Origin of the sequence: Chryseobacterium soli, assembly GCF_000737705.1 — a bacterium.
GTDB lineage: Bacteria > Bacteroidota > Bacteroidia > Flavobacteriales > Weeksellaceae > Chryseobacterium > Chryseobacterium soli.
Window position 1 is genome coordinate 440851 of sequence record NZ_JPRH01000001.1, and the last position, 15994, is coordinate 456844.

Here is a 15994-nt window from a genome sequence, read left to right on the forward strand (position 1 = left end):
CACAAATACTGGAATTATTGAGATAAATGTATACTTTAGTCTGACTAAACTAATATTTTTATTATGAAAAAATTAATCATTCAGAAAAAGAAATTAACGAAAAAAGAATTAAAAGCAATTAATGGTGGTTCCGCACGCGACTGCGTTATGGAATGTATCTGCATGACTCCCGGCGGTGAAGGACATGTAGGAATCTGTACTTCTGACGGTACCTGTTGCTACTAAATACGATTTAACGATACAAAAAGAGAGCTTTTCAGCTCTCTTTATTATTTATTTTCCGATCATCTTTTTAATCGAATTAAGCTTCATTAAAGCTTCTATCGGAGTCAGAGTATTGATATCTATTTTGGTCAGTTCTTCCCGGATGTTCTCCAATACAGGATCATCAAGCTGAAAGAAAGAAAGCTGCATGTTTTCTTCGGTCACTCTTTTGATGGTTTCTGAAGAACTTGTTCCCTGTGTACGGCTTGCTTCAAGGGTTTTAAGGATTTCATTCGCTCTGTTGATCACTTTCGCCGGCATTCCCGCAAGCTTCGCAACATGAATACCGAAACTGTGCTCACTTCCCCCGGGAATCAGCTTTCTCATGAAAATAATATTTCCTTTATTTTCCTGAATAGAAACATGGAAGTTTTTCACCCTCTCAAAATTTACCGTCATCTCATTCAGTTCGTGATAATGGGTAGCAAACAATGTTTTGGACTGTGTAGGATGCTGGTGCAGGTATTCTGCAATGGCCCATGCTATAGAAACCCCGTCATACGTTGACGTTCCACGACCGATTTCATCCAACAGAATTAAGCTTCGCCCTGAAATATTGTTCAAAATATTCGCGGCCTCATTCATTTCCACCATAAAAGTAGATTCTCCTGCAGAAATATTATCGGTAGCTCCTACTCTGGTAAAGATCTTATCAAGCATGCCTATTTCAGCATGTTTTGCAGGCACGAAACTTCCGATCTGCGCTAAGAGACATACAATAGCCGTCTGACGCAGAATTGCCGATTTACCGGCCATGTTGGGTCCCGTAACCATGATGATCTGCTGGGTATCTTTATCTAAAAAGATATCATTCGGAATATATTTTTCTCCTAACGGAAGTGCATTTTCAATGATCGGGTGTCTGGCTTCTTTCAGATCAATTGCATAGCCGTCATTTAAAACCGGTCTGGTATAGCTTTCAGAAACCGCCAGATCAGAGAATCCCGCCGCCACATCAAGCTGTGCGATGATACTGGAGTTTTCCTGGATCTGATCCATGTACACCAGCGTTTCAGCACATACATTTCTGTAAAGCTGGTTTTCCAGTACTCCAATTTTCTCTTCGGCACCCAGAATCTGACTTTCGTATTCTTTTAATTCTTCGGTAATGTAGCGTTCGGCATTCACAAGGGTTTGCTTTCTCAGCCAGTCACTCGGAACTTTATCTTTATGGGTATTCCGGACTTCGATATAATACCCAAAAACATTGTTAAAATCAATTTTAAGGCTGGAAATCCCCGTTCTTTCTATTTCTCTCTGGCACATCTCATCCAGGAAGCCGCGCCCTTTGCTTTGAAGACCTCTGAGCCTGTCTAGTTCTTCGGAAATCCCTTCTTTAATGACATTCCCTTTTGAAATATTTACGGGAAGCTCATCATTAAGACAAGTCTCTAACTGTTTGATCAGTTCTTCCAGATCATATAAAGGTTCGAGCCAAGCCAGCACATCGGCATGCGGATGCAGTAAAGCCTTAATTTTACTGATATTAATCAAACTTTGGCGTAAATACCCCAATTCTTTAGGTGAGATCTTTTCTGCAGCCAGTTTTCCCATTAAACGATCCAGGTCGGAAATAGATTTTAACAGCTGGGAAATTTCATATTTCAGGCTGTCATTTTCATTCAGGAAATCAATTAATGAGAGTCTTCTGCCAATTTCGGTAACAGATTTTAAGGGAAGAATAATTCTCCTTCTCAATAACCTTCCTCCCATCGGAGTCGAGGTTTTATCGATAATATCAAGCAGCGATTTTCCCTGTGGATTGCTTGGGTACACAATCTCTAAATTGCGTAACGTGAAATTATCCATCATCAGGTAATCTTCCTGCGGAATAATCTGAAGTTTGGTAATGTGTGCCAGTAGATTATGATGGGTATCTTCCACCAGATAAGCAAAAATAGCCCCTGCTGCGGTTATCGCCTGCGAAAGATTTTCAATTCCAAAGCCTTTTAAAGAATTTGTCTTGAAATGTCCCGTCAGTTTTTCATAGGCAAAATTGTACTGAAACGCCCAGTCTTCAAGCTTAAAAGCACTTTTGTTCTTAAGTTGCTCCGGAATCTGAACACTTCTCTGATAAATGATCTCACTGGGATCAAACGTATGGACAATATGCAATAGTTTATCCAGATTTCCTTCACTTACTAAAAATTCTCCGGTGGAAATATCCACCAGAGCCATTCCGAATTTCTCTTTTTCTTTGTGCAGAGAAAGCAGGAAGTTGTTCTTTTTGGAATTTAATACCTGGTCATTGAATGTTACTCCAGGTGTTACCAATTCCGTAACTCCCCTTTTCACAATTCCTTTCACCGTTTTTGGATCTTCCAGCTGATCACAGATCGCCACCCTCATCCCTGCCCTTACCAATTTTGGAAGGTAAGAATCTACGGAGTGATGCGGAAATCCAGCAAGCTCTATATGCCCGTCACCATTGGCTCTTTTGGTAAGCACAATACCCAGAATCTGAGAAGTTCTGACGGCATCCTGCCCAAAAGTTTCATAAAAATCCCCAACCCTGAATAATAGCAGCGCATCAGGATATTTCGCCTTGATGGTATTGTACTGTGTCATTAACGGGGTTTCTTTCTTCGCTGCTTTTGCCATAATAAAAAATGAACCCCAAATTTAGAAAATAAAATCAGGGTTAAAAAATTGTTTAGAAATTTATCTTCTCGCTGCAAATCAGGATTTTCCAGCCCTTTTTATTTCACCGACAAAATAATTATCGTACTTTTCAGTAAAATAGAAACGATGACTTATCCCATCTTAGAAACCGAAAGGCTTATTTTAAGACAGCTTACCCATCATGATGCTGAAGATCTGTTTGAATATTTTTCTCAGGATCAGGTAATGCAATATTATGATCTGGAAACTTTTAAAACCCTGGAAGATGCTAACAATATCATTCTTCACTTTAATAATGAATTTGAAAAAGGAAAAGGATTCCGTTGGGCACTGGAGCTAAAATCTGAAAAGAAAGTAATTGGAACCTGCGGATATCATAACTGGCATCAGGAGCACTTTAAAGCAGAGATCGGTTATGAGCTTAATCCTGCATTCTGGCATCAATCATACATGAAAGAGGCCGTTCTTCCTATTTTAACCTTCGGTTTTGAAAGAATGGGCCTGCACCGTGTGGAAGCATTTATCGATCCCGCCAATATTTCCTCAGAAAAATTATTGCAATCACTACACTTTAAAGAAGAAGGGACTATGCGTGATTATTTTTTTGAAAAAGGGAAATTCGTAGACGCTAAAATTTTCGGACTTATTAATGAATAAAATAGGATCACTTTTTAGTCTGTAGGTGTTTTTCTAAAGCTTCGTTGCTTTTTTCGTAAGCCCATTTCTGTTTATAGTTCACCCAGCTCTCTTTACCCAGTTTACGTAAAATTTTATCGGTATATCTCATAATGAAAACATGGTACAGCATATTGACGAAAACTTTCGGCTTATTGGGCAGTGCACGGAGAGAAAGAGAAAAACCCGGCTCCAGGTACCGGTTGAAATGCCAAAATGCTCCCGGAATAAAAAGAGCATCTCCATGTTCCATGAAAATTTCATAGCCTTCAGCGTATTGTAACGCCGGGAACTTTTCGTAATCAGGATTTTCATAATCCACATCGTAAACGGTATGAACTGAAAGCGGTACTTTATATAAAAATGCTGACTGTTTCTGATCAAACAGCAAAATCCTCTTCTTCCCTTCGAAATGAATATGAAGAAAATCACCCAGATCCACATCATAATGCATCAAAACATGCGCCTCACTTCCTCCGAAAAACAAGGTAGGAAGACGTTTAAAAAATCGGATGCCCAGATCAGGATAGGTAAAGTTTTTCAGCAGCTCGGGAAGACGGTCTGTAATGATGTAAAAGAAAATACGAAGATCGGACGGCTTGCTCTTAATGGTGTCTATATACTCTTTCATCTTCATACGCGTCACGGGCTCATCTGAACTTTTTGACGCGCTGGCCGGTTTATTATCGTATAAAGGCACTTCCTGTTCGCCAGCTTTTTCACGGATATAGGCAAGATTCCATTTGTCAAAAGCATCCCAGCGGGCCGCAAAATTCTTGATCAGCAGGGGTCTCTTTTTCTTAAAATAATTTTTCTGAAAGTCTTCTTTACTGATATCACTGACAACATCTACCTTTTTGAGAATCATCTTTTTTGATTTAATGCGAAATAAAAATAGCTTTTTTTCAAAAGTTATAAAAATTTCAACATCAAATTATTTTCCACCGTTGATATAGACTTGGAAAATTAATTTAAAATTACACATCAGTACATTACCTTATTTTAATGCAAAAAATAAAATAACAGTGAAATCATTCCTCCCAACATAATAACCATACATCCCGGCGGGCTCTTTTTAGAATTTTTCCTTCCTCCAAAAGTACTTACATAATGCCCGCTCACCCAGGTTCCGTTTTTCTTAAAATGTCCTTTTCTATAATAACCCATTGTATCAATTTTATGGCAAAATAAATAGTATCATGGGTAAAAATTTTACGGGTTCCCATAAAGCAGGGATAAAACGAAAAAATTATCTTTGTAGGACGAACAAAATTTATGAGAGCCTATAACACCAAACATTTCCTAAAAATCCTTTTCAGCTTACATAAAAGTGATACTTTGAAAATCCTTTTTCCAAGCATGATTCTTGTGGGGCTATATTCCTGGGGCATCCAGTATCTAGAAGTAGAATATCTTCACCTCACGTCAAAATCAGGAATAAGCAATGTAGGAATGATTCACTCTTTATTGGGGTTTGTGCTTTCTTTGTTATTGGTTTTCAGAACCAATACAGCGTACGACCGGTGGTGGGAAGGAAGAAAGCTTTGGGGTAAACTGGTGAATGATACCCGAAATTTTGCAGTAAAAATCAATAATATATTAATCGACGACCGCCAGCATGCTGAGCAGATTGCAAGATATCTGAAGTTCTATCCTCACTTTTTGGCAAAGCATTTATCGAAAGAATCCACCAGACTGGCATTAGATGAAGATTATTCTGAAATTGAAAAATCGCTGAAACATCATGGTCCTACTGAAATTATTATTCTTTTAACCCACAAACTGAATCAATTAAAGAAAGAAGGTAAGATTTCAGATATTGAAATGGTGTATTTAGACACCCAGCTTTCCGGTTTTCTGGATGTATGCGGAGGCTGCGAGAGGATTAAAAACACGCCTATCCCCTATTCTTATTCCTCGTTCATCAAGAAGTTTATTATCCTGTATGTTTTTGCCCTTCCTATTGCCTACGTCATCAACATCGGGCTTTTTATGATTCCCCTGACGGTTTTTGTTTATTATGTTTTAATGAGTCTGGAGCTGATCGCTGAAGAGATTGAAGATCCCTTTAACAACGATGAAAATGATATTCCGATGGAGGCTCTGGCTCAAAATATTGAAAAAAATGTACACCAGATCATGGGCTTAAAAAATAAAAATCAAGCTTAAAGCTTGATTTCTTTGAGTTCGCCGTCCTGTTTTATTTCGACAAATTTACTCTCTCTGTTTCCGGAAGAATATCCGTAGAAGAAAGTCTGGTATATCGGGGTAGAATACAGATACCCTCCATAGGCATTGTAGGCATCCGACTGTCCCGTTTGTTTTTGATAACTGGCTGTCGCTGTAAAATTCACAATAGTTTCCAGATAATATCTTCCGGGCTTCAGTTTTTCAAACTTGAACCGTCCATGATCATCTGTTAATGCTTCTATTCTGTATTTAAAAGCCTCTTCAGACATATAAACAGTTGTTTTTTTATTTTCATACTTTCTTCTCATATCATAAAACTCTTCAAAATAAGGCGTTACCGGAAAAAGCATCACTACGGTTCCTTTCGGTGCATAATGTTTTTCGCCAAGAAGAGGTTTCACCCCCCAATTGTTTTTCTGTTTTGTAGAAGCGACTCCTTCAATCGTAGAGTTTCCAAAACCGATCATCTGCTGGGCCAACTTTTTATCGAAAAAAGCTTGTGGATAGTATGTATTCTGGGCCTTTGAAAAAATAAAGGCAAATACCAACATCATGACAATGGATATTTTTTTCATGGTATATATTTTAGCCAAATATAAGTATTTTGCTATTTTTGAATAAAAAAAACCTATGAAATACATTTTTTTGATGCTCTTCTCAGCATCAGCATGGGCATCCGCACAAAAACCCTGTGGTTTTAAAGACGGGCTACAAGAGGGAAACTGTAAACACTTCTTTGACAACGGACAGGTAAAAGAAATTGCCGACTGGAAAAAAGGCAAGCTGGAGGGCGATGCCATTTTTTATTATGAAAATGGAAAAGTTCAGGCGAAAGGAGAATACAAAAATGGATATAAATTAAAGGAATGGGCTTATTACGATAATAACGGAGTATTACAGTCTAAAGAAGTCTATAGAAATGGGCAGAAAGACATCTACGATAACAGTTCTACGGCAACATTTTACACACCTTCCGGTGCAATAACCGAGGTTTCTAATTATAAATTCGGTAAATTGGAGGGCGAAAGTAAACTTTTTCATGAAGACGGAAAATCGGTAAAACAGGTTGGATATTATCAAAATGGCCTTGCCACAGGGAAATGGAAAGTCCTTTATCCATCAGGGAAAATCCAGAGAGAAACGGAATTCGTAAATGATAAAAGAGACGGAACCCGTGTACACTACCGCGAAGATGGAAGCATTGAAAAGACAGAAGTTTATAAAGACGGAAAATTAATCTCAACAAAATAATACATTGGTACACAAACTAAAATTGGAAGAACTGAACAGAATAGATGTAGAAACATTTAAGAAAACTGAGAAGGTTCCGTTAGTCATCATTTTAGACAATATAAGAAGCATGCACAATGTGGGTGCTACTTTCAGAACAGCAGACGCTTTTCTGATTGAAAAAATAATCCTCTGCGGAATTACCCCGGTACCTCCGCACAGAGAAATCCACAAAGCAGCACTTGGAGCTACAGAAAGTGTAGACTGGGTGCATGAAAGTGACATTAACACAGCCATCAGCGATTTAAAAAGTCAGGGCTATGAAATTGTAGGCGTAGAACAGACGACCAACAGCCAATTGATTACTGATTTTACGATTGACAAAGAGAAAAAATATGCTTTGATTTTAGGAAATGAAGTGGAAGGAATCAGTGATGAGGCACTGCCAAACATCGATGTATTTCTGGAAATTCCACAGTTAGGAACCAAGCATTCTTTAAATGTGAGTGTATGCGGTGGAATTGTGATGTGGGAATTTGCGAAAGCCCTAAAATAAAAAAACTGCATATGTCTAATAGACAGTGCAGTTTGAAATAAATCTAATAAAAAGTAAAAATGAAAGGCGACAAAGATACTTTATTTTTTGTCACGAACAAATTTTAAAATCATTTTTTTCTTTTTTTCCAAAAAAAAAGTATGTTTTCAGAAAAAGTTTCATTTAATTTTTTATAAATTAGCACAATGTTTATCAAGGACTATATCTCAAAAGATTTCCCGTGTTTTAGCTTGACTGACTCAATAGAATCAGCAAGGGATACCTTAGAAGACTTTGGATATTCTCATATTTTCATTAAAAAATCCCACCACTTTTACGGAGCTATTGCCAAGGAATTTCTGGATGAAGCTGAAGGAACTTTAAAGAATCTGGAACACCAGATCGAGCGGTTTGCTATTCTTGAAGATAATAATATCATGGACAGCATTCGCCTTTTTTATACCTTCAATTCCAATATTATTCCGGTAATCAACAAGAGTGAAAAGTATTTGGGATATATCGGATGTGAAGATGTTTTTCAGGACCTGTCCCGCTATCCCCTGTTTTCCGAAACAGGTGCTATGCTTACGGTGGAAACTCCGGTGAAAAAATATTCAATGACCGAAATTGCCAATATTGTGGAGAGTAATAATTCTAAATTTTATGGCGCTTTTATCAGTTTTATGTCTGATGAAGTCATTCATGTGACGATAAAAATAAGCAATGAAAATCTGGGTTCTATTGATGAAACATTTGACAGATACGATTATAGAATTGTTGAAAAATACTATTCTGATGAGAAAACGGATCTCTTTAAGGACCGGTTCGGTTTTTTCCAAAAATTCATAGAAATATAAACAATGAAGGCAGCTATATATTCTCAGAAAAAAGATCTCGATACTTTTTTATATTTAAGCAAATTTGTTTCAGAGCTGGAAAGCCGGGGCGTAAAATCTGTTTTGTATGATGAGATGGCTGAAGCCCTGCAGTTTTCAAAAATTTTTGAGACTTTCAATTGTAAACAGGATCTTATAGATAAAGAAGTGGATCTTTTCTTCACTTTTGGAGGAGACGGAACGATTGTGAACTCTTTAACCTTCATCGAAGATCTTGAAATTCCTATTGTTGGTGTTAATACCGGGAGATTAGGATTTTTGGCGAGTTTCACCAAAGAAGAAGCATTTAAAGAACTGGATGCTATTTTAAAGGGAGATGTAAAAACCAGTCGCCGTGCTGTTATTGAAGTCGTATCCCCTAGATCGGATGAGTTTTTCCCTTATGCCTTAAATGATGTGACCGTTTCAAGAAAGGAAACCACCTCGATGATCACGGTAGACTCTTATATTAATGATGAATTCCTTAATGTATTCTGGGGAGATGGTGTTATCGTCTCTACCCCTACAGGATCTACAGCATATTCTTTAAGCTGCGGCGGACCTATCATTTCTCCGAACAACGAAAATTTTGTCATCACTCCAATTGCTCCTCACAATTTGAACGTAAGACCTTTGGTGGTGAACGACAGAGTGGAAATAAAATTTAAAGTAGAAAGCAGAGTACCACAATATTCCCTTTCTTTAGATTCAAGGTTAATACATATAGAAACAGACAAAGAGATCATCGTTAAAAAAGCCAGTTTCCAGATTCTTCTGGTACAGCCCAACCACCTGAGTTTCTATGAAACCATCCGCCAGAAACTACTTTGGGGGAGAGACAAAAGAAATTAGCAATTGAGCAAAATTTCATACCTTTACACGAATTTTAAAAACGCCTAATAATATATACTAAAAAGTAAAACATGAGCAGAATTTTTCCGGCAGGAGTTGCCACAGGTCAGTTAGTTACGGATATTTTCCAATATGCTAAAGAAAATAAATTTGCATTGCCTGCAGTAAACGTAATTGGTTCAAGCAATGTAAATGCTGTTATGGAAACTGCAGCGAAATTGAATTCTCCTGTTATTATCCAGTTTTCTAACGGTGGAGCTTCTTTCAACGCAGGAAAAGGACTGAGTAACGACGGTCAGAAATCTGCTATTTTAGGAGCAATTGCAGGTGCAAAACATATTCATACTCTTGCAGAAGCTTACGGAGCAACTGTAATTTTACATACAGACCACTGTGCAAAGAAATTATTGCCTTGGATCGACGGATTGATGGATGCTAACGAAGAATTCTTCAAGCAGACAGGAAAATCTCTTTATTCTTCTCATATGCTTGACCTTTCTGAGGAATCTTTAGAAGAAAACCTTGAGGTTTCTGCTGAATATTTCGAAAGAATGGCTAAAATGCAAATGACTTTGGAAGTTGAGATCGGTGTAACAGGAGGTGAAGAAGATGGTGTTGACAATTCTGATGTTGACAATTCTAAATTATATACACAACCTGAAGATGTAGCGTATACTTACGAAAAGTTAAAAGCTATTTCTGATAACTTTACGATTGCAGCAGCTTTCGGTAATGTACACGGTGTTTACAAGCCAGGAAACGTAGTTCTTACTCCAAAAATATTAGATAACTCTCAGAAATTTGTTCAGGAGAAATTCGGAACGGCTGCAAAACCTATCAACTTCGTATTCCACGGAGGTTCTGGTTCTACCCTGGAAGAAATCAGAGAGGCGATTGATTACGGTGTTATCAAAATGAACATCGATACAGACCTTCAGTTCGCTTATACAGAAGGAATCAGAGACTATATGGTGAACAATATCGATTATTTAAGATCTCAAATCGGAAACCCTGAAGGTGAAGAAAAACCTAACAAAAAATTCTATGACCCAAGAAACTGGGTAAGAAAAGGTGAAGAAACTTTCTCTACGAGATTGGTTAAAGCGTTTGAAGATTTAAATAACGTAAATACTTTAAAATAAAATTTGTAAAAAGTAAAATGTATAAAGTAAAAAGTAATTCCAACGCTTTAATCTTTATACATTTTACATTCTACACTATACAATAATACATACAAAATGGCATTCGACTGGTTTAAAAGAAAAGCAAAAAACATTACCACTTCTACTGATGAAAAAAAGGATGTTCCCAAAGGTCTTTGGCACCAAACTCCTTCAGGAAAGGTTGTGGAGCATGAAGAACTGAAGAAAAACAACTATGTTTCTCCTGAAGATGGATTTCATGTAAGAATAGGAAGTGCAGAGTTTTTTGATATCCTTTTTGATGAAGGCAAGTTCACTGAACTGGATGCTAATGTTGAAAGTATAGACATCCTCAACTTCAAAGATACAAAGCCTTATGCTGACCGTTTAAAAGAAGTAAAAGCAAAAACAAAACTGACAGATTCTATCAGAAATGCAGTAGGAACCGTAAAAGGAACCGAAATGGTAGTGTCTTGTATGGATTTTGCTTTTATCGGTGGATCTTTAGGCTCTGTAATGGGCGAAAAAATAAGAAGAGCAGTTGATTACTGTATTGCGAAAAAACTTCCGTACATGATCATCTGTCAGTCCGGAGGAGCAAGAATGCAGGAAGCAACCTATTCTTTGATGCAGCTGGCAAAAGTACAGGCAAAATTAGCTCAGCTTTCAGAAGCGGGTCTTTTATATATTGCTTACTTATGCGACCCTACTTTTGGAGGCATTACTGCTTCTTTCGCCATGACAGCTGATATCATCATGGCTGAACCTAAAGCCTTAATCGGTTTTGCAGGCCCAAGAGTTATCCGTGAAACCATTGGTAGAGATCTACCGGAAGGATTCCAGACCTCAGAATTCCTACAGGAAAAAGGATTCGTGGATTTCATCGTTAAAAGAACTGAAATTAGAGATACTGTGGCTAAAACAGTAAATTTATTAGCAGTAAAAGCATAACATTTGTAACAAAAACGATACAATCTCTCTCTAATTAGGGAGAGATTTTTATTTATGAGGACTTTTAAAATATTTTTCAATACCATTCGGAGCATGAGTTTTAAAAAGATTATGCGTCTTTTATCCTTAGTGCTTCCCCATCCTCTTTTTTCATTGTTAAGCTTTTATGCCACCATTCAGGCTTTCACTATCGCACAGAAACGCTTTCCTAAAACGGCTTCTACAAATGGTATAGGAAATGCATTCAGACACGCTCTTTGGTGCTGTTTCATCATCATGTACTGCAGTAAAATATCTTCCCCGGAGAAAGCCGTTGACTTCTGTAAAAAAATCACTGATTTACATGAAGAACTGTTTCCCAATCAACCTCTGGAAACCAAAATGGACCTCCACAACAATAAAATCGGGATGGATTATTTCCTGGAACTTCTTCCGGGAATCCACCGTCAGTTTTTTGAAAAAGGATTCTTTATAGACGCCTTAATAAAAAAAATGGAGGAGGCAAAAATTCTGAGGAATCTGGATGATGATTTTGAAGGATATTTAGTATATCTTGATGAAAAATAAGTGTTCAGGAATATTCTAGAATCATCTTAATCGTCCAAAAAAAATAAAAGTGTAATAGTTTTACATTAAATTTATTATCTTTTCTCAAATTTTAATTTAAACAAATGGTTCTCAGCAGAATTTGGTCAGCTTTTATCATCGTTGCCATTGCTATTGCAAGTATAAAATACATTTCATCAAGCCATTACCAAACTATTTTTAACGATATGGTCGTTGGAAAAGGCGGTGATACGGTACAGATTGCCACTCAGAAAATGAACACACTCTCTCCTGTGGTAAGAGACAGCCTGATGAAAAAGTCTGATTTTGCAGAAAGCAGAATTCATTATAAAGCAGATGCTTTACAGCAGAATGTGAAAGTGTACCGCGTTCAGGAATCAGACGGTGTGATCGGTACTTCTGAAACAGCGGTCAAAATCTGTATCGGATTGATAGGGATCATGACCTTGTTTATGGGATTTATGAGTATTGCAGAAAAAGCCGGAGGAATCAATCTCCTCAGCCGGCTGATCCAGCCTTTCTTTTCCAAGCTGTTCCCTGATATTCCTAAAAACCATCCCGCATTTGGACATATGCTGATGAATTTCAGCGCCAACCTTCTTGGGCTTGATAATGCAGCCACTCCATTTGGATTGAAAGCCATGGAAAGTTTACAGACTTTAAATCCCAATAAAGATACCGCAAGTAATTCTCAGATTATGTTTCTCTGCCTTCATGCAGGAGGAATGACACTGATCCCAGTTTCTATTATTGCAATAAGAGCATCTATGGGATCTAAAACCCCAACGGACATATTTCTTCCTTGTATGATTGCTACTTTTACAGCAACGCTTGCCGCCATGATTATTGTTTCTTTATATCAGAAGATCAACCTGTTGCGTCCGGTGGTAATTGCCTACGTAGGAGGAATTTCGGCGGTGATTGCTCTGTTGGTGCTTTATTTGGTACAATTGAGCAAAGATGAGCTGGATACGTTCAGTAAAGTTTTAAGTAACGGACTGATTCTCTTTATTTTCCTGTCCATTATTCTTGGTGCAGTGTATAAAAAGATCAATGTATTTGATGCTTTTATTGATGGAGCTAAAGAAGGTTTTACCACCTGTGTGAAAATCATCCCCTATCTGGTAGGAATGCTGATTGCCATTTCACTTTTAAGGACTTCAGGAGTTTTTGACGTCATTATCGACGGTATGAAATGGGTTGCAATGATGACCAATATGGACACCCGCTTTGTTGATGGTCTTCCTACTGCTTTAATCAAACCGCTTTCCGGTTCCGGGGCCCGTGGAATGATGGTGGACACGATGTCGACTTTTGGAGCAGACAGTTTTCAGGGTAAATTGGCAGCCGTACTTCAGGGAAGCTCGGATACGACATTTTACGTGATCGCAGTTTACTTTGGAGCCGTAGCTGTAAAGAATACAAGATATGCGGTTATTGCCATGCTTTTGGCGGATCTGGTAGGCGTCATCACCTCTATTGCGTTGGCATATCTGTTTTTTGCATAAATAAAACCTTTATTTACACTAAAAACCATCAACGAACAACAATCAATCAACAACTCTACATATGATTACAGATAAAGAATTCACATTACGGCTAATCCGACAGCTGACACAGGCTTTGGAAAAACTGATCTTAGACAAACCCGAGGAAAGTTTAATGCAGAAAGAATTAGATTTTGAGACTTTAATGCAAGATATTTTTAAGTTTGACTTTACTACCCTTTCAGCAAAATCAAAAGAAGAAATTATAGACATCGTCAACGAAAGACAGGAAAGAGACCACAAAGATTATTACGAAATGCTGGGGAATCTTTTCTATTTTACAGGCAGAGGAGAAAAGAACAATGAGTCTTTAGATAAAGCAAAAACGTTCTACGAACTCTATCTTCAAACCAGCGGGATTTTCGCCCTACCGATCATCAACAGAATCAATGAAATAAAAAAAGCACTTGAATAAAGTGCTTTTGTATTTTAGAAAGTAATTTTATACGATCCGGTGGAAGATGTACTTGCCTTCTCGGCTTTTACATACTTTTTCACCCATGAAATAGCATTTGAACTGATACAGGGATCAGATGTTCCGCCTGATCTTCTTGCGGAAACTACATTTCCTGCTTTATCAACCGTGTAAGCGATGGTAATGGTACCGCTCGCAGTACAGCTGTTTGCTGGTTGTGCACCTCCTCTTCCCATTGTTCCGGGGATGTAGCCTATCAGTTTCCTGTCAATTCCTACTTTGCTGTCTCCATTTCCGTCACCGCCCAGAGGATCACCTGCATTTCCTATTCCTTCACCGGTTCCCTGGCTTCCGGCCTTAGTTCCTCTTCCTTTGATCAGGTTTCCGATAGCGGCATTTCCTTTTCCGTCTCCGGATCCTGTTTTGGAGTTTCCGGCTGCGGCAGATGTCTTTTTATTATTTTTAGTAGCGGTGGTGCTTGATGTTTCTTTTTTATTTGACTTAGATTCCTCCTTTTTAGGAACGGTTGTTTTTGAATTGGTTCCTGTAATCACTTTTTCTTTGGCCTCAGTCTTTTTAGTTTCAGGCTGAGGATCCGGTTTTACAACGGTTTTTGTTTCGGGAACAACTGCCTCAACAGGTTCAGGAGTAACTTCCTCTGCTTTTGCAGCAAGGCTTCCTTCCTGATCAGCTGGTTCTTCCACCCCGTTTCCGTTTCTGTTGTCCCCAAAGTTGACAAGCATTGTAGTAATAACTTCCGGTTGCTGGTCAATCTCAGGTTTTAATTTATATATAAAAACAAAAAGCAGAATGGCAGACCAAATAAGGATAGAAAGTATAGCACTTTTTATCTTATCTCTGTTTTCTCCACTCTTGTCTACCGTATTCGTTTTCATTTTAACTTCCTTCCCGGTGCTCCGGATTTGTTATTTATCTTTAACTGTTGCAATGGCAATGTTGAATTTATTTTTCTCAGCAATTTCCATGGCAAACACAACATCTTTATGCATTGTATTTTCGTCTGCTCTGATCGTGAAAGACTTATTCGCCTGGTTGGCAAGTTTACTGACAATCGTCTGCTCAAGTTGTTCTCTCGTCACAGGATTATCGTCCACGAAATAAGAACCATCCGGCTTAATGCTTACCGTTAATGGATTTGGAATATTATCGTCTACGGCTCCTGCTTTAGGCAATTTTACATCAATTGCACTCTGGTTGGCCGCTGAAGAAGTAATCATAAAGAATATCAGCATCAGCAAGATAACATCGGTCATCGCTGCCAAACTGAACTCGGGGTTCGCTTTATTTCTTCTCTGAATTTTCATCTGTTTACTTTTATTGTTTTGCTAATGGTCAGATGGAACCTTTCGGTTTCATAAGAAAGATTTATAAAGGTTTATTGATAAGGTCTAAAAATTCTCCGGAAAGATCCTGAGCTTTCAATACAAATTTATCAATTCTGGTTAAAAGAATATTATAGAAGAAGTTAGCCGGAATCGCTACTGCCAAACCTACCGCCGTTTGTCCTAGGGCTGTATAAATACCCTCGGAAAGCGTTTTTGGAGAGAAAGATCCCGTTGCATGTGATAAATTAAAGAAAGCAATGATCATCCCGATTACCGTACCCAAAAGCCCCAGCATTGGAGCTATACTTGGAACAACTGCTAACAGGTTCAGGTTTTTTTCCATATTCGCCACTTCTATCTGAGCCTGGGACTCCATGGCACTTACAATATCTGAAACCGGGCGTCCTAATCTTGAAATTCCTTTTTCTAAAATCCTTCCTTCAGGAGAGTTTTGTCTCTTGCAGTAATCAGCAGCAGATTCTATTTTCCCTTCTTTGATAAAATCTTCAATATTATTCATAAAGTTAGCATCTGTTTTTGAAGTCACTCTTCTGATAAAGAAAAACCTTTCAAAAAACAGATATACAGAAAAGATACCTAGCAGCAATACCACTCCCATCACTATTTTAGCGAAAGCTCCTCCATGGAACATAATCTTCCAAAATGAAAATTCTAAATCGTCTGTAGCAACTGCAGGGGCAGCAATTTGTGCAAATAAAATCTGAGTAAGTTCCGTTAACAGCATTTAATATGAATTTTTTTATAAAATTTTAACGACAAATG

At 37.9% G+C, this 15994-nt stretch carries 19 protein-coding genes; 12 read left to right on the forward strand and 7 right to left on the reverse strand.

Annotated features, from left to right (window positions below):
- Positions 1-63: 63 nt before the first annotated feature.
- Positions 64-225, forward strand: a complete 162-nt coding sequence (locus IW15_RS22450; protein ID WP_117584537.1) for a bacteriocin — start codon at positions 64-66, stop codon at positions 223-225.
- 48 nt (positions 226-273) lie between these two features.
- Here IW15_RS22450 and mutS read toward each other — a convergent pair whose 3' ends face one another.
- Positions 274-2865, reverse strand: coding sequence for a DNA mismatch repair protein MutS (gene mutS / locus IW15_RS01975; RefSeq protein ID WP_034708870.1), 2592 nt, complete (start codon positions 2863-2865; stop codon positions 274-276).
- Positions 2866-3012: 147 nt separating this feature from the next.
- Between mutS and IW15_RS01980 the strand changes: the two genes are divergently transcribed.
- A complete protein-coding gene (locus tag IW15_RS01980) occupies positions 3013-3543 on the forward strand; it encodes a GNAT family N-acetyltransferase (protein WP_034708872.1) in 531 nt (176 codons plus the stop codon).
- A 7-nt stretch (positions 3544-3550) separates the two neighbouring features.
- Here IW15_RS01980 and IW15_RS01985 read toward each other — a convergent pair whose 3' ends face one another.
- Both IW15_RS01985 and IW15_RS22675 read right to left on the reverse strand, forming a co-directional pair.
- On the reverse strand, positions 3551-4429 hold the full coding sequence (locus IW15_RS01985) for a cupin-like domain-containing protein (protein WP_034708874.1): 879 nt from the start codon (positions 4427-4429) through the stop codon (positions 3551-3553).
- Positions 4430-4563: 134 nt separating this feature from the next.
- On the reverse strand, positions 4564-4728 hold the full coding sequence (locus IW15_RS22675; RefSeq protein WP_165585152.1) for a hypothetical protein: 165 nt from the start codon (positions 4726-4728) through the stop codon (positions 4564-4566).
- A 108-nt stretch (positions 4729-4836) separates the two neighbouring features.
- Between IW15_RS22675 and IW15_RS01990 the strand changes: the two genes are divergently transcribed.
- Entirely contained in the window at positions 4837-5730 is an 894-nt protein-coding gene (locus IW15_RS01990) for a bestrophin family protein (RefSeq protein WP_034708876.1), read from the forward strand.
- Here IW15_RS01990 and IW15_RS01995 read toward each other — a convergent pair.
- Positions 5727-6326 (reverse strand): hypothetical protein, encoded by a 600-nt coding sequence (locus IW15_RS01995; protein ID WP_034709811.1) that lies wholly within the window; start codon positions 6324-6326, stop codon positions 5727-5729. The two genes, IW15_RS01990 and IW15_RS01995, sit on opposite strands and share 4 nt — an antisense overlap.
- A gap of 55 nt (positions 6327-6381) precedes the next feature.
- Here IW15_RS01995 and IW15_RS02000 point away from each other — a divergent pair, with 55 nt between their 5' ends.
- The 9 genes from IW15_RS02000 to IW15_RS02040 all read left to right on the forward strand — a co-directional run bounded on the left by IW15_RS02000 (position 6382) and on the right by IW15_RS02040 (position 13865).
- Entirely contained in the window at positions 6382-7002 is a 621-nt protein-coding gene (locus IW15_RS02000; protein WP_034708879.1) for a toxin-antitoxin system YwqK family antitoxin, read from the forward strand.
- Positions 7003-7006: 4 nt separating this feature from the next.
- Entirely contained in the window at positions 7007-7537 is a 531-nt protein-coding gene (locus IW15_RS02005; RefSeq protein WP_034708880.1) for an RNA methyltransferase, read from the forward strand.
- A 185-nt stretch (positions 7538-7722) separates the two neighbouring features.
- Complete coding sequence (locus tag IW15_RS02010) at positions 7723-8373, forward strand: CBS domain-containing protein (RefSeq protein ID WP_034708882.1); 651 nt, start codon at positions 7723-7725, stop codon at positions 8371-8373.
- Between the two features lie 3 nt (positions 8374-8376).
- Positions 8377-9243, forward strand: coding sequence for an NAD kinase (locus IW15_RS02015; protein WP_034708883.1), 867 nt, complete (start codon positions 8377-8379; stop codon positions 9241-9243).
- 71 nt (positions 9244-9314) lie between these two features.
- Entirely contained in the window at positions 9315-10385 is a 1071-nt protein-coding gene (gene fbaA, locus IW15_RS02020; RefSeq protein WP_034708886.1) for a class II fructose-bisphosphate aldolase, read from the forward strand.
- 96 nt (positions 10386-10481) lie between these two features.
- Positions 10482-11336, forward strand: a complete 855-nt coding sequence (gene accD / locus IW15_RS02025) for an acetyl-CoA carboxylase, carboxyltransferase subunit beta (RefSeq protein WP_034708888.1) — start codon at positions 10482-10484, stop codon at positions 11334-11336.
- 54 nt (positions 11337-11390) lie between these two features.
- Positions 11391-11903: a DUF6973 domain-containing protein gene (locus IW15_RS02030; protein WP_034708890.1), complete on the forward strand. Its 513-nt coding sequence runs from the start codon at positions 11391-11393 to the stop codon at positions 11901-11903.
- A gap of 104 nt (positions 11904-12007) precedes the next feature.
- Positions 12008-13411, forward strand: a complete 1404-nt coding sequence (locus tag IW15_RS02035; RefSeq protein ID WP_034708892.1) for a nucleoside recognition domain-containing protein — start codon at positions 12008-12010, stop codon at positions 13409-13411.
- 61 nt (positions 13412-13472) lie between these two features.
- Positions 13473-13865, forward strand: coding sequence for a hypothetical protein (locus IW15_RS02040; protein ID WP_034708896.1), 393 nt, complete (start codon positions 13473-13475; stop codon positions 13863-13865).
- A gap of 14 nt (positions 13866-13879) precedes the next feature.
- Here the strand turns inward: IW15_RS02040 and IW15_RS02045 are convergent, their stop codons facing one another.
- The 3 genes from IW15_RS02045 to IW15_RS02055 all read right to left on the reverse strand — a co-directional run bounded on the left by IW15_RS02045 (position 13880) and on the right by IW15_RS02055 (position 15956).
- Positions 13880-14761: a hypothetical protein gene (locus IW15_RS02045; RefSeq protein WP_034708899.1), complete on the reverse strand. Its 882-nt coding sequence runs from the start codon at positions 14759-14761 to the stop codon at positions 13880-13882.
- A 30-nt stretch (positions 14762-14791) separates the two neighbouring features.
- Positions 14792-15190 carry an ExbD/TolR family protein gene (locus IW15_RS02050; RefSeq protein ID WP_034708901.1) on the reverse strand — a complete coding sequence of 133 codons (399 nt, stop codon included), beginning with the start codon at positions 15188-15190 and terminating at the stop codon, positions 14792-14794.
- A gap of 61 nt (positions 15191-15251) precedes the next feature.
- A complete protein-coding gene (locus IW15_RS02055; protein WP_034708904.1) occupies positions 15252-15956 on the reverse strand; it encodes a MotA/TolQ/ExbB proton channel family protein in 705 nt (234 codons plus the stop codon).
- Between the last annotated feature and the right edge of the window lie 38 nt (positions 15957-15994).

What these genes read in the sequence shown, in the direction of transcription:
- IW15_RS01990 (WP_034708876.1), top strand. Translation starts at nt 4,837, where the DNA reads ATGAGAGCCTATAACACCAAACATTTCCTAAAAATCCTTTTCAGCTTA.
- IW15_RS02010 (WP_034708882.1), top strand. Translation starts at nt 7,723, where the DNA reads ATGTTTATCAAGGACTATATCTCAAAAGATTTCCCGTGTTTTAGCTTG.
- IW15_RS02015 (WP_034708883.1), top strand. Translation starts at nt 8,377, where the DNA reads ATGAAGGCAGCTATATATTCTCAGAAAAAAGATCTCGATACTTTTTTA.
- fbaA (WP_034708886.1), top strand. Translation starts at nt 9,315, where the DNA reads ATGAGCAGAATTTTTCCGGCAGGAGTTGCCACAGGTCAGTTAGTTACG.
- IW15_RS01980 (WP_034708872.1), top strand. Translation starts at nt 3,013, where the DNA reads ATGACTTATCCCATCTTAGAAACCGAAAGGCTTATTTTAAGACAGCTT.
- IW15_RS02040 (WP_034708896.1), top strand. Translation starts at nt 13,473, where the DNA reads ATGATTACAGATAAAGAATTCACATTACGGCTAATCCGACAGCTGACA.
- IW15_RS02055 (WP_034708904.1), bottom strand. Translation starts at nt 15,956, where the DNA reads ATGCTGTTAACGGAACTTACTCAGATTTTATTTGCACAAATTGCTGCC.
- accD (WP_034708888.1), top strand. Translation starts at nt 10,482, where the DNA reads ATGGCATTCGACTGGTTTAAAAGAAAAGCAAAAAACATTACCACTTCT.
- IW15_RS22450 (WP_117584537.1), top strand. Translation starts at nt 64, where the DNA reads ATGAAAAAATTAATCATTCAGAAAAAGAAATTAACGAAAAAAGAATTA.
- mutS (WP_034708870.1), bottom strand. Translation starts at nt 2,865, where the DNA reads ATGGCAAAAGCAGCGAAGAAAGAAACCCCGTTAATGACACAGTACAAT.
- IW15_RS22675 (WP_165585152.1), bottom strand. Translation starts at nt 4,728, where the DNA reads ATGGGTTATTATAGAAAAGGACATTTTAAGAAAAACGGAACCTGGGTG.
- IW15_RS02045 (WP_034708899.1), bottom strand. Translation starts at nt 14,761, where the DNA reads ATGAAAACGAATACGGTAGACAAGAGTGGAGAAAACAGAGATAAGATA.
- IW15_RS02000 (WP_034708879.1), top strand. Translation starts at nt 6,382, where the DNA reads ATGAAATACATTTTTTTGATGCTCTTCTCAGCATCAGCATGGGCATCC.
- IW15_RS02050 (WP_034708901.1), bottom strand. Translation starts at nt 15,190, where the DNA reads ATGAAAATTCAGAGAAGAAATAAAGCGAACCCCGAGTTCAGTTTGGCA.
- IW15_RS01985 (WP_034708874.1), bottom strand. Translation starts at nt 4,429, where the DNA reads ATGATTCTCAAAAAGGTAGATGTTGTCAGTGATATCAGTAAAGAAGAC.
- IW15_RS02030 (WP_034708890.1), top strand. Translation starts at nt 11,391, where the DNA reads ATGAGGACTTTTAAAATATTTTTCAATACCATTCGGAGCATGAGTTTT.
- IW15_RS01995 (WP_034709811.1), bottom strand. Translation starts at nt 6,326, where the DNA reads ATGAAAAAAATATCCATTGTCATGATGTTGGTATTTGCCTTTATTTTT.
- IW15_RS02035 (WP_034708892.1), top strand. Translation starts at nt 12,008, where the DNA reads ATGGTTCTCAGCAGAATTTGGTCAGCTTTTATCATCGTTGCCATTGCT.